Annotated in this window: 14 protein-coding genes; 6 read left to right on the top strand and 8 right to left on the bottom strand. The window is 46.0% G+C overall.

Annotation, left to right across the window (positions count from 1 at the left end):
• The first annotated feature begins 75 nt into the window (after positions 1 to 75).
• From thrB to ung, 3 genes are read left to right on the top strand one after another with little or no spacing between them, the layout of a single operon-like run.
• The gene (gene thrB, locus GVO63_RS01650) at positions 76 to 1,020 is read left to right on the top strand and encodes a homoserine kinase (RefSeq protein ID WP_159493596.1); all 945 of its coding nucleotides are present in this window, start codon (positions 76 to 78) and stop codon (positions 1,018 to 1,020) included.
• 46 nt (positions 1,021 to 1,066) lie between these two features.
• The gene (gene thrC, locus GVO63_RS01645) at positions 1,067 to 2,350 is read left to right on the top strand and encodes a threonine synthase (protein WP_159493597.1); all 1,284 of its coding nucleotides are present in this window, start codon (positions 1,067 to 1,069) and stop codon (positions 2,348 to 2,350) included.
• On the top strand, positions 2,350 to 3,021 hold the full coding sequence (gene ung, locus GVO63_RS01640) for a uracil-DNA glycosylase (RefSeq protein ID WP_159577868.1): 672 nt from the start codon (positions 2,350 to 2,352) through the stop codon (positions 3,019 to 3,021). Before thrC ends, ung begins: the two co-directional genes overlap by 1 nt.
• 139 nt (positions 3,022 to 3,160) lie before the next feature.
• Here the strand turns inward: ung and GVO63_RS01635 are convergent, their stop codons facing one another.
• From GVO63_RS01635 to GVO63_RS19480, 4 genes are all read right to left on the bottom strand, one after another.
• On the bottom strand, positions 3,161 to 3,337 hold the full coding sequence (locus GVO63_RS01635; RefSeq protein ID WP_081765847.1) for a DUF3545 family protein: 177 nt from the start codon (positions 3,335 to 3,337) through the stop codon (positions 3,161 to 3,163).
• A 363-nt stretch (positions 3,338 to 3,700) separates the two neighbouring features.
• The gene (pgi, locus tag GVO63_RS01630; RefSeq protein WP_159577867.1) at positions 3,701 to 5,350 is read right to left on the bottom strand and encodes a glucose-6-phosphate isomerase; all 1,650 of its coding nucleotides are present in this window, start codon (positions 5,348 to 5,350) and stop codon (positions 3,701 to 3,703) included.
• A 15-nt stretch (positions 5,351 to 5,365) separates the two neighbouring features.
• Complete coding sequence (tal, locus tag GVO63_RS01625) at positions 5,366 to 6,325, bottom strand: transaldolase (protein ID WP_159577866.1); 960 nt, start codon at positions 6,323 to 6,325, stop codon at positions 5,366 to 5,368.
• An 8-nt stretch (positions 6,326 to 6,333) separates the two neighbouring features.
• On the bottom strand, positions 6,334 to 6,519 hold the full coding sequence (locus tag GVO63_RS19480) for a hypothetical protein (RefSeq protein WP_201281863.1): 186 nt from the start codon (positions 6,517 to 6,519) through the stop codon (positions 6,334 to 6,336).
• Between the two features lie 190 nt (positions 6,520 to 6,709).
• Between GVO63_RS19480 and yaaA the strand changes: the two genes are divergently transcribed.
• Both yaaA and GVO63_RS01615 read left to right on the top strand, forming a co-directional pair.
• Positions 6,710 to 7,486: a peroxide stress protein YaaA gene (yaaA, locus tag GVO63_RS01620; RefSeq protein ID WP_159493601.1), complete on the top strand. Its 777-nt coding sequence runs from the start codon at positions 6,710 to 6,712 to the stop codon at positions 7,484 to 7,486.
• Between the two features lie 273 nt (positions 7,487 to 7,759).
• Entirely contained in the window at positions 7,760 to 8,113 is a 354-nt protein-coding gene (locus tag GVO63_RS01615) for an RNA-binding protein (protein WP_159577865.1), read from the top strand.
• Between the two features lie 260 nt (positions 8,114 to 8,373).
• Here the strand turns inward: GVO63_RS01615 and GVO63_RS01610 are convergent, their stop codons facing one another.
• Positions 8,374 to 9,672, bottom strand: coding sequence for a glycoside hydrolase family 2 TIM barrel-domain containing protein (locus tag GVO63_RS01610; protein WP_159577864.1), 1,299 nt, complete (start codon positions 9,670 to 9,672; stop codon positions 8,374 to 8,376).
• Between the two features lie 161 nt (positions 9,673 to 9,833).
• On the bottom strand, positions 9,834 to 10,814 hold the full coding sequence (locus GVO63_RS01605) for a hypothetical protein (RefSeq protein WP_159577863.1): 981 nt from the start codon (positions 10,812 to 10,814) through the stop codon (positions 9,834 to 9,836).
• Positions 10,815 to 10,827: 13 nt separating this feature from the next.
• On the opposite strand from GVO63_RS01605, the gene GVO63_RS01600 reads away from it, so the two are divergent.
• Positions 10,828 to 10,974: a hypothetical protein gene (locus tag GVO63_RS01600; RefSeq protein ID WP_159577862.1), complete on the top strand. Its 147-nt coding sequence runs from the start codon at positions 10,828 to 10,830 to the stop codon at positions 10,972 to 10,974.
• An 80-nt stretch (positions 10,975 to 11,054) separates the two neighbouring features.
• Here GVO63_RS01600 and GVO63_RS01595 read toward each other — a convergent pair whose 3' ends face one another.
• Both GVO63_RS01595 and GVO63_RS01590 read right to left on the bottom strand, forming a co-directional pair.
• Positions 11,055 to 12,581 carry a TonB-dependent receptor gene (locus GVO63_RS01595; protein WP_159577861.1) on the bottom strand — a complete coding sequence of 509 codons (1,527 nt, stop codon included), beginning with the start codon at positions 12,579 to 12,581 and terminating at the stop codon, positions 11,055 to 11,057.
• A gap of 12 nt (positions 12,582 to 12,593) precedes the next feature.
• A complete protein-coding gene (locus GVO63_RS01590) occupies positions 12,594 to 15,956 on the bottom strand; it encodes a glycoside hydrolase family 16 protein (RefSeq protein WP_159577860.1) in 3,363 nt (1,120 codons plus the stop codon).
• Positions 15,957 to 16,178 lie beyond the last annotated feature (222 nt).

Genomic DNA, 16,178 nt, shown 5'->3' with positions numbered 1-16,178 from the left:
GGTTATGGATTTGATGGCATCAATTTATGGCGCTAATGCATTGAGCTATGTCGCAAGCGAAGTAAGAGAAATAATATGAAAGCATTTACGGCCTTTGCGCCAGCATCAATTGGAAATGTAAGCTTAGGCTTTGACGTTTTAGGTGCGGCGTTGGCACCGGTTGACGGCACCAAGTTGGGTGATGAAGTTGAAATAAAAGCAGCTGAATCATTTTCTTTAGAAACAGTGGGGCGCTTTGCTCATAAACTTCCAGGTGATGCAGATAGCAACATCGTAACGAAGTGCTATCACTATTTCTGTGAGCAAATGGAAAAGGTCGGAAAAACAACGTCTCCTGTTGCACTTACGCTGCACAAGAACCTCCCTATAGGCAGTGGGTTGGGCTCTAGCGCAAGTTCTATTGTCGCTGCTTTTGCCGCGTTGAATGCTTATTTTGACACCCCGTTTGATGAAGACACGCTGCTTGTTATGATGGGCGAATTGGAAGGCCAAATAAGCGGCAGTATCCACTATGATAATGTTGCGCCTTGTTATTTAGGTGGCATGACATTAATGACTGGTAGCGACACGCCGGTCACGCTGTCGCTGCCTTTAAACGACCAATGGTACTATGCCGTTTGCTATTCGGGCATTAGTGTATCCACCGCCGCCGCTCGCGATATCTTACCGAAGCAAGTAGAGATGGCTACAGCGCTAACGTTTGGTCGACAGTTGGGGGTGTTTGTTCACGCCTTACATACGGGGAACTTTGACTTGGCAGCGTCTGTCATGAACGATGTTATTGCCGAGCCTTATAGAAAATCCCTGCTGCCCGGCTTTGATGAAGCGCGCGCATTCAGTGAGCAGGCGGGAGCACTAGCATTTGGTATTTCGGGTTCAGGCCCAACGGTATTTGCAGTGTGCCCGAGCAAAGCGCAGGCGGAAAATGTCGCTGCCTATTTAACAGCGAACTACATTCAAAATGAAGATGGATTTAGCCATGTGTGCCAAATACCAAGCCAAGGCACAGTCATTTATTAAAGATTAAAAGGGCAGAGTACGTGCCCAACTAAAAAGGTAACAGCAAGTGGAATTGGTAAATTTAAAAGATTCATCGGACACAGCAAATTTTGCTGAGGCCGTAAAGCGAGGCTTAGGTAAAAACCAAGGGCTTTATTTCCCAGAGCAGATTCCTACCCTAGATAATATTGACGAATTATTGGAGAAACCTTTTGTCGAGCGCAGTATTGAAGTGCTTCGCGCGCTTATCGGCGATGAGTTGAACAATGGCGAGCTAGAAGAAATTGTACAAACCGCCTTTGCTTTTGGTGCACCCGTTGAACAAGTCAATGATAACGTTTACTGCCTGGAGCTTTTCCACGGCCCAACGCTGGCGTTCAAAGATTTTGGCGGTCGCTTTATGGCCCAAACGCTTTCGCGCATTAGCGAAGGTAAGCCAGTAACCATTCTTACTGCGACTTCCGGTGACACGGGGGCTGCCGTTGCGCACGCGTTCCACGGTATAGACAATATCAATGTGGTTATCTTGTTCCCGAAAGGCAAGATCAGCGCGCTGCAAGAAAAGCTATTTACTACGCTAGGCGGTAACATTCATACTGTGGCTGTGGAGTCTGACTTTGATGCGTGTCAATCATTAGTGAAAACTGCGTTTGACGACCCCGATGTTCGTGAAGGCCTACACCTTAACTCAGCAAACTCAATTAATATTAGTCGTTTACTCGCTCAAGTGTGCTATTACTTTGAAGCGGTAAGTCAGTTGCCAAAAGAGAAACGCGACCAGCTCGTTATTTCAGTACCCAGTGGAAACTTTGGCAATCTTACCGCGGGTATGATTGCTAAATCGTTGGGGTTACCTATCAAACGTTTTATTGCGGCTACTAACTTAAACGATACTGTACCTCGCTACCTTAAAACAGGTGAATGGGCGCCTAAAACGACCGTTGCCACGATGTCTAATGCGATGGACGTTAGTCAGCCAAATAACTGGCCGCGTATTGAGGCGCTTATCGAGCGTGGTTACATCGATAAAGCGTGCCTTAAAGGTGAAATGGTAGACGAAGAATACACGCAGCTAGCCATGCGTCAATTGGCTCAGCAAGGTTATACGAGTGAGCCACATGCTGCCATTGCGTATCGAGCGGTAAGTCACGACCTAGAGGAGGGCGAAATTGGTTTGTTTTTAGGTACTGCGCACCCTGCTAAGTTTAGAGAAACGGTAGAAAATGTATTGGGTAATCCAATTAGCTTACCAAAGCCGTTGGCTGACGTTGCAGGTGAAGACAGCTTAGCGGTCGACTTACCAGCGTCTTATGATGCACTAAAGCAGCACATGATGGATTTGCTTAAGTAATGACGTCAGAGGTTTTTACGTGGCAAAGCGCGCTCGGCGATGAAAAGCAAAAAGACTATTTTGTTGCGTTGCTTGAGCGCGTGAAGCTCGCGCGAGAGGCGGGAAGTGTTATCTATCCGCCTCAGCCTGATGTATTTAACGCACTTAAATACACACCACTAGACCAGGTTAAGGTTGTGATATTAGGTCAAGACCCATATCACGGACCTCATCAGGCCCATGGACTTTGTTTTTCGGTGAAAGCAGGCGTTAAAACACCACCGTCACTTAAGAACATGTACAAAGAGTTGTTGACCGACATCGATGGTTTTACCGAGCCTAACCACGGCACGCTAACGTCATGGGCGGAACAGGGCGTATTGCTGCTCAATACTGTTCTTACGGTAGAGCAGGGAAAGGCGCACAGCCACGCGAAGTGGGGCTGGGAAAACTTCACCGATAAAGTGATCGATGTAGTCAATGAGCATTGCCACGACGTGGTGTTCCTTTTGTGGGGGAGCCACGCACAAAAGAAAGGCAAGCATATAGACCGTGAAAAACACAAAGTCTTACATGCGCCCCATCCGTCGCCGTTATCAGCACACAGAGGCTTTTTAGGTTGTAAACACTTCAGCCAAACCAACGAATACCTGATTGCAAAGGGCAAAACCCCCATTGATTGGCAGGTATAGTAGCCAGGCTTTTAACAAGCGTTTATACAGCGTTTGAGTTAACAGCAACGCACACGCAAAACATACCACGCTTGCAGGTGAAGCATTCACCGCATGCTAGAAAGTAAAAAGGCCGCCTGTGTAACAGGCGGCCTTTATTTTATCTTTCCAGTGTTTCTAACTCGTACTCGAAACCACAATCGAGTTCAGCGAGCTCTTTCTCCAATGCGTATCTGTCTCTTAGCGCTTCGATCTCTCTCCACTTACGTTTTTTGCTTTTCGTTTTTGCTGGGCTTGCTTCGATGTCTAACATGGCAAATAGATCTGATTTATCCACTGGGATCTCCTTTTTATACCACTACAACTAATACAGAGTTTTTGTTTTTAATTCCCTCTGTACAATTTTGTATCACAGCCGCCACTAAAATAAAATAGTTTAATTTACCTTTTATTAACAAATTGTGACAATGTGATGACATGGGTAAGGCAATACTCAGTATGTTTACAGCGTAGACAATAACTTTATGTATTTGATCCTTCTTGTATTATTAGTGACCAAATACATAGTGTTACGGATGTCAAAAAGTGTCTGTCGTATAGCTGATGAATACCGCAACAAAAAACGGCCAGCTTTCGAAAAAGCCGGCCGTCCAGTTTGTTATTTGCACCAAGTGGGTGATTTTACATCACCTCGCATTCCTTATTTTGGTGCATTCGCTGCTCTGAATTTGGCAATCAATTGTTGAGTAGAAGCGTCAAAATTGTCTTTTTCTGCTTCGCCTTGAATGCCTGCAAGTACTTGGTTTCCTAGTACTTTACCTAACTCTACGCCCCATTGGTCGAATGAGTTAAGGTTCCAGATAACACCCTGAACGAATACCTTATGCTCATACATTGCAACCAGCGCGCCAAGTGTTTTAGGTGTCAGACTATCAAACAAGAAAGTATTGCTAGGTTTGTTACCAGGCATAGTTTTGTGAGCGGCCAAACGCTTGCGTTCAGCGTCGTCTAAGCCTTTACCGTCAAGGTCTGCATAACACTCTTCAAACGTTTTACCTTGCATCAACGCTTGGGTTTGACCGAAGCAGTTGGATGCGAGCATGGCATGATGCGTGTTGTCTTGATTCGGCACATTAAGGGGCAGCATGAAGTCTGCTGGGATAACGCCAGAACCTTGGTGAATAAGTTGATGGAAACTGTGCTGACCATTTGTACCCTCGCTTCCCCAAATAATAGGGCCAGTAGGGTAGTCAACATTTTCACCTTCTTGAGTTACTTCTTTACCATTACTCTCCATGTCTAACTGCTGAACGTAGGCAGGTAAACCGCGAAGGTAGTGATAGTATGGAAGTAAAACGTGAGACTGTGCGTCGAAGAAATTTCTGTACCAAATACCCAATAGACCAAGCAGTACAGGCATGTTCTCTTCAAGCGGCGCGGTGGTGAAATGGGTATCCATTTCAAACGCACCTTCAAGCAGCCCCTTGAAGTTTTCAAAGCCCAGGGCGAGGGCAATCGGTAAACCAATGGCAGACCACAACGAGTAACGACCGCCTACCCAATCCCACATTGGGAAGATATTATCAGCGCTAATACCAAACTCGGTGGCCGCTTTAACGTTTGAAGACACTGCAACAAAGTGTTTAGCGATATCTTCTTGTGTACCGCCAGATTTTAAAAACCACTCTTTTGCGGTGATAGTGTTTTGAAGCGTTTCTTGGGTAGAGAAAGACTTTGATGACATCACTACCAAGGTCTCTTCAAAATCGATGCTCGATAGCACATCATGAATATGACAGCCATCTACGTTGGCAACAAAGTGGACCTTAACAGCATCAACCGTGTGCGGTTTAAGTGCCTCTGTCATAATCTTAGGGCCAAGGAACGAGCCACCAATACCAATTGCTACAATCTGCTTGATGGGTTTGCCCGTATAGCCTTTGTGTTCACCGCTGTGGATTGATGCAGTAAACGCTTCAATTTTAGCAAGTGTGGCATGTACTTCAGGCATCACGTCTTCGCCGTCAACCAACACTTTTCGGTCTGAGAAGTTGCGAAGTGCGGTGTGAAGCACAGCACGGCCTTCTGTTGAGTTAATTTGCTCACCAGAAAACATAGCGTCGCGAAGGGTTTCTAGTTTACATGCACGGGCTAGGTCAAAAAGCCCTTTAAGCGCCTCGTCGTTTACACGGTTTTTTGAGTAATCAAGAAAAATACCGCAGGCTTCAAGCTGCATCTTGTTCGCGCGGCTAGCATCTTGTGCAAACCAGTCGCGCATGTGGGCGCCTTTTACCGATGAAGCAATTTCAGACAGCTTTTTCCACTCAGGAAGAGAAGTTAACGTACTCATTGTCTAGTCCGTCCCTTATGCGCTTAGTTTTTCACGAAGCATGGTTTCAAGTTTTTCTTGGTCGGCAGCGAAGTTACGAATGCCTTCTGACAGCTTTTCAGTTGCCATAGCGTCTTCGTTCATGGCCCAGCGGAATTCACTTTCTGTTAAGCGGTCACCGGGTGTTTTTGTTGCGCCATTGTCTTTAAGTTTTACTTCTAGTTCACCAGGTTCATTTGCCAGCTCTTCCAAGAGTGCAGGGCTAATGGTTAAGCGGTCACAACCCGCTAACGCCTGAATTTCACCTATATTACGGAAACTAGCACCCATTACTACTGTGCTGTAGCCGTGTTCTTTGTAGTAGTTATAAATTTTCGTTACTGATACTACGCCTGGATCTTCATCTGGCGCGTATGACTCTGTCCCGGTGGCTTTTTTGTACCAGTCTAGAATACGGCCCACGAAGGGAGATATTAGGTAGACGCCAGCTTCAGCACACGCTTGTGCTTGGGCAAAGCTAAATAGGAGTGTAAGGTTACATTGAATGCCTTTTTTCTCTAGCGCTTCTGCCGCTTGAATACCTTCCCAAGTAGAGGCAATTTTAATAAGAATGCGTGACTTATCGATGCCAGCGTCTTCATATAGCTGAACTAAGCGCTCGGCTTTTTCGATAGTCGCTGCGGTGTCAAACGAAAGGCGTGCGTCTACTTCTGTTGAAATACGACCAGGAATGGTTGCAGAGATTTCTTTACCAATAGCCACGGCAAGTTTGTCTGATGCGTCTGTCAGTTGCTGATCAGCATCGTTAGACTGAAGTTTTGCCCACGCAACAGCGTCGTCAATTAAGCTTGCATACTGTGGAAGGCTAGCCGCTTTTAAAAGTAGCGACGGGTTAGTAGTGGCATCAACAGGTTGATACTTTTTAATGGCATCAATGTCGCCCGTGTCGGCAACTACAGTAGTGATATCACGTAATGAAGCTAACTGATTGCTCATAATTCTCTCTATTCTTTATCAATAATAAGTTTGAACAACTCGCTGGAAAAGCCAGTTGAATAAAACGGTTCGCTTGCGCGTGTGTAGGGTGTTGCGCCTGCGTTTTCTTTTTGCTTAATGCGCTTTCCCTTTGGGAAGGCGGCAAAAATAGATGTAGCGCTTTGGTCATCAAGACACACAACGAAAAGATGCATCTGATTTATTGTTTGAATAATTGTTTATAACCCTATTTATATCAAACCCGTGTGAAAATTTATACATAAGATAATGACAAAATGGCTAATCGGATTTCTCTGTTAAGCCAATTTACGTCTTTCTTATGCCATTTAGCTTTTTAAGGCGTATGAAGTGATACAATAGCGGCGTAAAAATTAAGGAGTCGAAATGTTAGTTGTAGTATCCCCAGCGAAAAATTTAGATTTTGAAAGCAGCATTCCAGTAAATCAGTTCACTCAGCCTTCAATGCTTGAAGATACTGAAAAACTCATGGAAGTATGCAGAACGTTAACACCCGCTGATTTATCTTCTCTAATGAAGATTAGCGACAAGTTAGCTACTTTAAACGCTAATCGCTTCGCTGAATTTTCTACACCGTTCACTTCTGACAACGCTCGCCAAGCTATGTATGCGTTTAATGGCGACGTCTACACAGGGTTAGATGCCTACTCGCTTGATGCCGACACTGTTGAATATGCGCAAAAGCATCTTCGTATTCTTTCAGGTCTTTACGGATTGCTTCGTCCGCTAGATTTAATGCAGGCTTATCGCTTAGAAATGGGGACTAAATTAGCGAACCCTGAAGGCAAAGACCTGTATGCGTTTTGGGATGACCGCATTACCTATATGCTGAATAAGGCGTTGGAAGCGCAAGGGGATAACGTGTTGGTCAACCTGGCTTCGAATGAGTATTTTAAAGCCGTGAAGAAGAAGTCCTTAGACGGCATGATCATTACGCCAACCTTTAAAGATTGCAAAAACGGCCAATATAAAATTATCAGCTTCTTTGCTAAGAAAGCACGTGGCTTGATGGCGCGCTATATTCTTGAAAACCGCGTAGAAGACGTAGAGGGCTTGAAAAACTTTGACGTAGACGGTTACCAGTTCAGCGAAGAACAGAGTTCATCAACAGAACTGGTTTTTCTTCGCAATCAAGAAGAGTAAGCTGTTTTCCGTTTTGATCACTAGGCGCTGAAAAAGCGCAGTGTACGTTCATTTCAACGTTGTTAATTTTATTATTTGCCGCCGTTTATTCAGCGGCAATTTGCCATTAGCGCTCGCTGAGACTTTGTCGTCCATTTGCGTGCGCTTTCATCTGGCTGTCTGGTTTTGCCATGTGTTTTTTCTTTCGGTTATTAATGGCAGCAGATACGACAAGAAAAAGCCTGTGATCACATGCTACACTATAAAACACCATCAACTAAGCTGAGTCCTACTTTGAGCATACTCGTTCGCAATTTACCTAAATCTTTTACCCAAGAAAATCTTGAAGATCTGTTCTTTGAATTTGGTTCCATCGTGTCATGCGACATGGTAATGGACGATGCTACAGGCTTATCTAAAGGCTTTGGCTTTGTCGAAATGAGTACGCAAGATGAAACTGATAGCGCTATTAAAGCGCTAAACGGAAAAGTTATCGACGGAAAGAAAATTCGCGTTAAATGGTCAAATCAAGAAAAGAAACAAGCCGCTGCAGAAAATTCCGCACCCTCAACTCCTAGGGTAATTCCAGAAAACGTGTGGGGGTCCGTGGCGAGTAATGATGACAAAAGTGAAAACGGGCCCGAATAATTGCGACGGTGGCGTAAGTGATAAAACGCCCCATCTTTGTTTGCGTGTTTGTACTTACACCAGTCCGAATAGATGATCGTTGGCGCTTTGCGTACATCTATTCGCTCTGATTTTATGTGAATAAATACGCGCTTATTGCTCCCTGATACCGAGCATCAGGGAGTGGTTTGCTTTAAAATACTTCTGTTTCCCTTACGAAACATCGGGATATGATCATGATGCGTAAGGCGAGTAATAACGTTTTATAGGTAGGGGGTACGTTATTTTACGAAGAAGGGAAAGTTCGCATGTGCGGCATTTCCTTTTCCATCATAAACGAATGCATACAAACGATAAGCGCCCGGTTCATTAGGAGCCAAGAGTGTTATTTTTTGGGCCTCGGGGTTCTTAATAAGCCCTGTTACTTCTTCTGGCACCACTTCACGGTCGCCGCCAACTTCTGTCGCTGTTGATTCTTTCCTAACCTCCCACCTAAATTGCAGTGGATCTCCATCGGGATCAACGGCATTGAGCGTCGCCTCGTAACTATCACCGGAAAACAGAAAAACGTTATCGAACGCTACTTTATCGTCAAGTCCAATAGGACTTACTCTAGGCGTTCGGTTTTCGGGCCATTTTCCTTTCCAAACGTAGTGCATAACATCTACTGCTTCGGTGCGTTCGCCTGAATCGAGAAACATGCCGTACCATGTACTTGTGCGTTCTTGTTTTTGCCCCCAAAGAAAAACATAATTGCCAATAAGTTGCCTAGCTTGAGGCTCGATTGCCTTTACGAAGCTTTTCGCATAGTTGCTAGCCTTTTCTGAACTGGTCGTTTCAACGGGCGCGCCCCATTTTGTTTTATACACTTCCCAGTGACCTACAGCGCCCCATTCAGTAATCATGTAAGGCCCTTTATAGCCGTACTTCTCAATGTATTTAGGTAAGTTGACTACGTCGGCATAAAGTTGAAAACTGACAAAATCGAGCGCCGTGGCGCGGGTCGTCACTGCGTCCATGGCTTTTTTATCAAACCCGGCAATGGTGGTAGTGGTTGGGTGGTGCGGGTCGATGGATTTGATCAACTCCGCTGCTTCATTAACCGCGTCGTATACTTTGGGGTTGGTAAAATCAAAGTTTAACTCATTGCCAATAAACCAGGTGAGTAGGGCAGGATGGTCTTTATGAGCAAGAACGCTGGCTTTCACCTTTTCAAGTTGTGCCGCGATAGCCTGTTTATCGTTGTAATCAAAGCCATGCCGCTCTCGAGCAAAATCAATCCCTAAAGAAACGGTCATGCCAAGCTCATGGGCTTTGTCTAACAATGCTTTAGCGGGCATTGCGCCGCCATCTATTGACCACGTTCGAATAGAGTTAGCACCGTGTGCAGCCAGTGTGGCAAGGTCGGCACCATCTACACCGGCACCTTTAACACGGTACGGTTTACCATCGCGCAACAAGGTATAACTTCCGTCAGGGAGTTTACTCACTTCTACGTGAACGGGTTTTGCGGCTGTTTGGCCGCCAGATAACATGGTGAATATAAAAAGCAGACTTCCAATGATGGGGAAACGTTGCATATTATTCTCCTTTAATCATATTAACGCCTAAAAAACAGCAAAATGAATACGTTTGAGAGTAATTAAAAAAGAGAACGCGCATACTCCTAACGGTTTGTATGCGCGCTGATTTCGCTTAGTTCAAAAAAACGTGCGTTTATTATTCGCTGTTTATCAATTTCCTAATAGGTGTATCTTACACGCACGCCAAATGTTCTTGGGCGCGTGAAAAATCGCGTGTTATCGAATTGGGTAATGATTGTCGCAGCAGTTCGCACTTCGTCAAACAGGTTGTTGGCGAAGGCTTCAACACGAAGCGCACCATCGCCATGGGTGTAACCCATACCTGCGTCCACCGTCCAATATGCATCTACAGAATCGTCTAATCTTCGGCGAGGATTATCAGGGTTCTGGTAATCAATACTGTTGAATATGGTTAAAAACTGCGAATCGCGCCAACCTGTTGAAATGACATAGTCGAGTGTTCCGCTACCTACATCAAAAATCTGGCTTAATGACGCATTTAGCTGAAAGCGTGGCGTTCGCGGCAGGCGGTTACCGTCAATAGACTGGAATACCGCTTCATCTGGCGCCACGTCAGCCTGAAAACGTGAGTCCTGTATTTCTTGGCTGTTCTCAATTTCTGCTTCTAACCATAGTGCAGTCCAGTTGAAGTTAATGTCGTATGGAAGTTCAAACTTGCCATCAAACTGCATGCCGTAAATCGCAGAGTCGGCGGCATTAAAGCTAAACGACACAACCAAAGCGCCCGGTGTTGCGTCAAGCGGGTCAACTGGCGCACCAGAGTTGAACTCTAAAGCTTGCTCAACAGACAGCAGGTTGGTGAACACTTGGTCGCGATAATCGTTATAAAATGCAGAGAAGTTAAAGGTGGTAGGTATGTCACCAAGGTCGAACTCATTCTTAGAGCCAACCTCGAACAACGTGACGCTCTCCTCTTGGTACGTTGGCGCCAGCGTTAAACCCGTTGTAGGGTCGCTGAATGTATCGTTAAATCCACCTGATTTGTGGCCCGTAGCAATTAGACCGTATAGCAATTGGTCATTGTTCAGGTCATGCTCTAGTCTGATACGCCAGTCAACAAATTCGTTGTCAATACGGCCGTCTTGCACTGTTATTGAATTGTTGGGAGATATAGGCACGGCAAAGGAGTGTGTGCCATCCTCATTACATATCAGTCCATCAGTGACGTCACTGTCAGAACATGCAGGGCGGTTTTCTGCGCCGCCTTGGGTAACGCCATTGGCAAAAATATCGTCAAGAGTATCTCTGTCCCCGAATTGGGCGATACCGTCGAAGTAGAATGCTAAGAACTCTTCGTCAGAAACATTCCCATCACCGTTTTGGTCTGGATCGTAAATAGAGCGTCCAAAACCAGCGAACTAGAAGCCTTCAGTACCTACCCTGGCGCCCATACAACATCCAAATGGGTTCCCTGTGTTAACATCGAAACCACCGAGTGCAAACGCGTAGCGTGCATTTACCCCCTGACGTGTCTTAGTATCTTTTGTATAGCGTAAACCTAGGGTTAGACGCGTATCAGCACTGAATTCATACGTGGCGTCGCCGTAAATCGAAAATGAATCCGTGTCGGTATTTGGCTGGTTGAACTCCGCGCCTTGGAAAAAGCCGCCGCGGTCGCCTGCCGATGCTAAGAACGTTTGTTGGCGTTCATCAAACAGGAAAATACCGGCAGTATAGGTAAGTCGGCTAGCATCATCATCAGACAATAAGCGCAATTCATGAATAATTGACTCAGAATCAGTTAAGAACTGAAAGCGAGAAAAGTCGTCGAGTGCTTGATCTAATGGTGCGAGTGCGTCGAACACGCCTGGGAAGTCCGGTGACAACGGTGTAGCCGCTTGATAGTCGTAGATTAGATCACGATAACTTCCGTTATATTCCAGTTTAACGTCTCCTAAATCGTAGGTTATTTCAATCTTGAAGCCGTCATGAATAGTATCTTGAATAGGAGAAAAACCCCGGCCCACCACATCACGAGGATCTTCAATAGTGTCAGGGTCTATACCAAGTCCAAGAGGTAAGGCGTAGTTTGTGCCCGTGTAACCAGTGCCTTGTTCTCTTGCAAAATCGTAAGATAAGTAAATGCTTAAATCGTCGTTTGGCTCATAAAGCGCTTGAAATCTCAAGCCTAGGTTGTCAGCCGCCTCAGCCAATTCAAGGTCAAGGGGCCCAACATCATTGTAGTAGGAATCATGGTCGGTTTTGATACCGGCGACACGAAAGGCTAATACGTCGTTAACGGGAATATTGAGCGCTCCCGTTATAGTTCGATGATTGTAGTTACCGAACTCAACTTCTGCACTGCCGTTCCATTGACCTATCGCGGGGCGCCACGGAATGATATTGACAGAACCTGCGGTCGCGTTTCTTCCGCGCAATGTTCCCTGTGGGCCCACGTTTACCTCTACGCGGGATATATCGAAAAACGCTGAGCCTATACCAGATGGGCGCGGTATGTATACACCATCTAAGTGTGTCGCCGCCGCGGGATCGCCAAGCTCAGTATTGTTAGAGCTACCTATACCGCGGATCCATACCTCTACGTTACCTTGATTATTACCGATTTCTAAACCGGGAATCGATTCAGAAATATCGGTGATATCTTGGATACCTTGCGCTTTCAAGTCCTCACCTGAAAACGCAAATGCGGTTCCCCCTAAGTCTTGAATGTCTTGGGAACGGCGTTCCACGGTTACTACTATGCGTTCTAGGTCAGCTTCTTTTTCTTCCTCGGTTTTTTCTACTTCTTGAGCAATCGCCGATGCAGCGCCAAAGATGATGGAAGAAGCCAAGATACAGTGTCCAAATAGTTTCATAAGGTGTCCTGTACAGACCGATGTTGTAATTGTTGGCATGTCATTAAAATCTCGGTTAAAACGTTTCATTTTTGACCCTCCCTATTCAACTATTGAAAAATTAACGTTGTCGTAGAAGACACCGCTAGGGTTGTAGCCAGTAGCTGAATTTGAAAAACCAAACTGAAGGATTTGACCATCTAAACTCTCGTCCAGTGTAGCCTCAACAGTGTAGCGCGCCCATTCAGTGTTACTTACCGCACTCAAATCCACTCTCACGTCCACACTCGATGCAAACCCATTATTAGGATCTAACACCCTGATGTAGGCATAGGCCGTGGTCGGTGCGGCGATGCCGCCTTCAAACGGGGCTTTAGCGTCAAACGAAAAGGTATAGCTGCCGGCATCAGATGCACTGAATATGGTCTCTTGGAAGCTCGCTGCTTCTATCACTAAACCATTGGCATGGTCACCGTTGTTGTAATCACTAAAGACATTTAAATATTGAGTGCCTTGCGCTTCACCAGCTTCGCCGGTGGCGTAGCTCGTAAAGCCACCAGTGTTGTTCGGTGCTGGAAACGGACCGTAGCTGTAGGCAAAGTTTCCGTCCGCAAAGACTGCCGCGAAGCTAAGCCACCCATCTCCAATTTCTCCTGCACCAGCATCGCCAGCTTCAAAGTCAGTCTCGTAAAACACTCCAGGTTGTGCTCTGTCAAAATCGACGTTATCAACAATAATGGCTGAAGGAGCAAAGTTAGTCGTTCTAGAGGTAAAGCCAAACTCTAATAGTTGACCAGCCATCGCATCCGTTATGTCAAAGTTAACGCTGTACGTTTGCCAGTCAGTACTGGATATGGTGGAAAGGTCAATTTCTACCCGTGCAGTCGTTGAGAACCCGTTGCTGGGATCTAACGTTTGCACATAGGCAGTAGCGATAGTTGGGTCTGCAATTGCTCCTTCATTCGGAACTCTTGCATCGAATGTAAAGGTGTAAGTGCCAGCGTCGTCCGCGACTAAATTAAACTGCTGGAACGTTGCAGCTTCAATAAACAAACCGTTGCCATGGTCGCCGTTGTTGTAGTCGTTGAACAAGATAAGCTGTTGTTCACCTTGTGCGGCACCACCTTGTCCTACTGCTATATTGGCGAAGCTGTTGCTGTTGAGCGGCGTGCCAAAGGGGGCGCCATAGTTGTAGACAAAGCTTCCATCAGCGGTGAACACAGAACCGAAACTCTTCCAGTTATTACCTAATGCAGTTGCTGCTGGATCTACACCTTCAAAGTCTGCAAAGAAACTCAGTGGAAGTACTTCTTCCTCGACGATATCCGTAAACGGTTCCCAGCGTACATTGTCGATGGTAAAGGTCGTGGTAGCATTAACATCCGTCACAGAAAGTACCAAGCCTGCGCTGACGGTTGTGGTGTTGAGTCCAGCGTTTATCAGTTGATTAAGAGGGATTTCAATTTCTTGCCACTCACCATCAGCAGGCCGGCCTAAATCTTGTGGTCCACTGGTACAAGGGAATACACAATCAATTTGCATGGTAATTGTGTTGGTGTCGCTACCAAAATCGGACACAAACAAATCAAACACCACCGCACCGTTATTATACCCAGCTAAGTTCTGAGGATCGGTTGCGATAAACCACACACCATTTTCTCCATCGCCATTGAAGGTGATATCGATTACCTGGTCGCGCACTGCATCGTCGCTGGTGGTTATTTCCCATTCTATTTTATTGACGCCGTCGGGATTACTTCCGTCTGTGTAAGTTTCAAAGCCAGAACCACTGTCAACAGCGCCTATACCAAAGGTCCAGAAAAGGTCGATCTCATCGATGAACACGTTTTGTGGCACAGTTGTGATACGCACAATACCACAGGGCTCAGTCTGTGGAGTTCCGCATACAAGCTCAATGTTGTCAAAGCGCATCTTGGCGGCACCACCAACCGGTTCAAGTACGATAAGGTTTACGACTTCCTCTACATTCATCGGGCCGCCACCAAACGCACCTATGTTGCTCTGGATGACGTCACTTAGTGCCAGTGACACTGACGTCCATTCGTCAGAGGGCAGGTTAGCAAGCTGCACTTGAGTAAATCCGATATCTGGGAAGCCGCTGTCAACGCCTACCTGAAGCGCTGTGGCTTGCGTCTGGCTGCTGTCGATATACACATCAAATTTCAATTCGCCACCATAAAACTCATTATTGTCAGCTCTACCCATGCCGAAGAGTTCGAAGGTGTTGCCTTCGGGGTCATTGATTTGAATGTTGCCGCCGCCGCTGGTGGTAATCTCAAGTACCGTTCCTCGCGTTGTGTCGGTGTCTTCTACTTCTGCGACAGTAAGAGCGCCATCGTTGTCAAAAACACCAATGCCCAGTGGACGTTCACTGTTAGTGCCGCTGAATAATACACCCGGCGCATCGTCATAAAGCGTAAACGTGTTAATGACTACATCTTGCGGAGGAGGTGTACCGTCGCCACCTTGAGTAATAACAAATGGATCAACCTCATCGATACTGTTTTCACAGCCTAAGCCGTCATTGACAGGAGGGAGGGGGCATTGATAAACGCGGATGTAGTCGACGAGCAGCTGTCCAGGAAATACGTCTGCGTCATTTGGATTAGGCATACCAGCGGGGTTACCACCAACGGCCAAGTTAACTATCAGGTGTTGATTTTCATTGAATGGCGCATCATTTTCACCAGATAAAAAACCTTCCATTTGGTTTTTAAAATAGTAATTCCAGTACGTGTCTCGGCTAACCGTGAAATAATGGTCACCGTCAACAAACCAGCGAATACGCTGTGAGTCCCATTCAACGGCATATTGGTGGAACCCGTCTGTAGGATCGATATCGTAGGTTTTTGACGCGCTAACATTGAGTGGGAATCGCTGACCGAAGTGTGCGGTGCCGGCTACAAAAGGCGTAGCTTGACCAAAACTCTCCATAACATCGATTTCACCGCGCGCGGCCCATTCGCCGAAGGGCGATGGGTCGCTCCCCAAGGTCCAGAATGCCGCCCACAGTCCCACACCTTCAGGAACTTGAATACTTGCTTCTATTCTTCCATATGTAAAATCGAATAAGCCCTGGGTTCGCATGCGACCTGAGGTGTAATTAAAATTAGGATCTGGGGAGTCACCAACACGCGCTTCAATGACCAACGTTCCGTCTGCTACCGAGATATTGTCAGCAGTGTAATACTGTAGTTCATTGTTTCCCCAGCCAGGAGGCAAACCAACTGAAGAGCCGTCCCCTGTTTGAATCTCCCATTTGGTCGTGTCTACACTGGCGCCGTCGAATTCATCAGCCCACACCAGCTCGAAATTAGCTGAGGTTGGAGGAGGAGGATTTTCAAGCTGGCCGCCGATAGCTTCGTCATCGTTTTGGCACCCACTTAAAAGAATGGAAGCGCTTACAATTGACGCTAAACTCAAGGTAAGTGTTGGTTTGCTCATGTATTTTTCTCTTATTGATAGGACTGGAAGTGAGTTCTCATGCGCGCGCTTTTCGCTTTTTATTTATTATTTTAATGGTCTGATGATCACTCAACACTAAGTTATAGCCAATAAATTTTAAATTGAAAGAAAAATTTAAGTTAATTTTATGTTAGCGTGAGGTTTTTTTCCGAAATCGCAGCGCTTCTAACGCATTTTTTTCAAAGATCGCAGTAATACCAG

The organism is Alteromonas sp. KUL106 (assembly GCF_009811415.1).
GTDB lineage: Bacteria > Pseudomonadota > Gammaproteobacteria > Enterobacterales > Alteromonadaceae > Alteromonas.
The sequence above is the reverse complement of the archived record's forward strand: the minus strand, read 5'-3'. Positions and strand labels throughout refer to the sequence as shown.

Bases quoted from the DNA above. Each gene is read 5' to 3' on its own strand.
- yaaA (WP_159493601.1), top strand. From the start codon at position 6,710: ATGTTAGTTGTAGTATCCCCAGCGAAAAATTTAGATTTTGAAAGCAGC.
- pgi (WP_159577867.1), bottom strand. From the start codon at position 5,350: ATGAGTACGTTAACTTCTCTTCCTGAGTGGAAAAAGCTGTCTGAAATT.
- GVO63_RS01595 (WP_159577861.1), bottom strand. From the start codon at position 12,581: ATGAAACGTTTTAACCGAGATTTTAATGACATGCCAACAATTACAACA.
- tal (WP_159577866.1), bottom strand. From the start codon at position 6,325: ATGAGCAATCAGTTAGCTTCATTACGTGATATCACTACTGTAGTTGCC.
- GVO63_RS01590 (WP_159577860.1), bottom strand. From the start codon at position 15,956: ATGAGCAAACCAACACTTACCTTGAGTTTAGCGTCAATTGTAAGCGCT.
- ung (WP_159577868.1), top strand. From the start codon at position 2,350: ATGACGTCAGAGGTTTTTACGTGGCAAAGCGCGCTCGGCGATGAAAAG.
- GVO63_RS01610 (WP_159577864.1), bottom strand. From the start codon at position 9,672: ATGCAACGTTTCCCCATCATTGGAAGTCTGCTTTTTATATTCACCATG.
- thrB (WP_159493596.1), top strand. From the start codon at position 76: ATGAAAGCATTTACGGCCTTTGCGCCAGCATCAATTGGAAATGTAAGC.
- GVO63_RS19480 (WP_201281863.1), bottom strand. From the start codon at position 6,519: ATGCATCTTTTCGTTGTGTGTCTTGATGACCAAAGCGCTACATCTATT.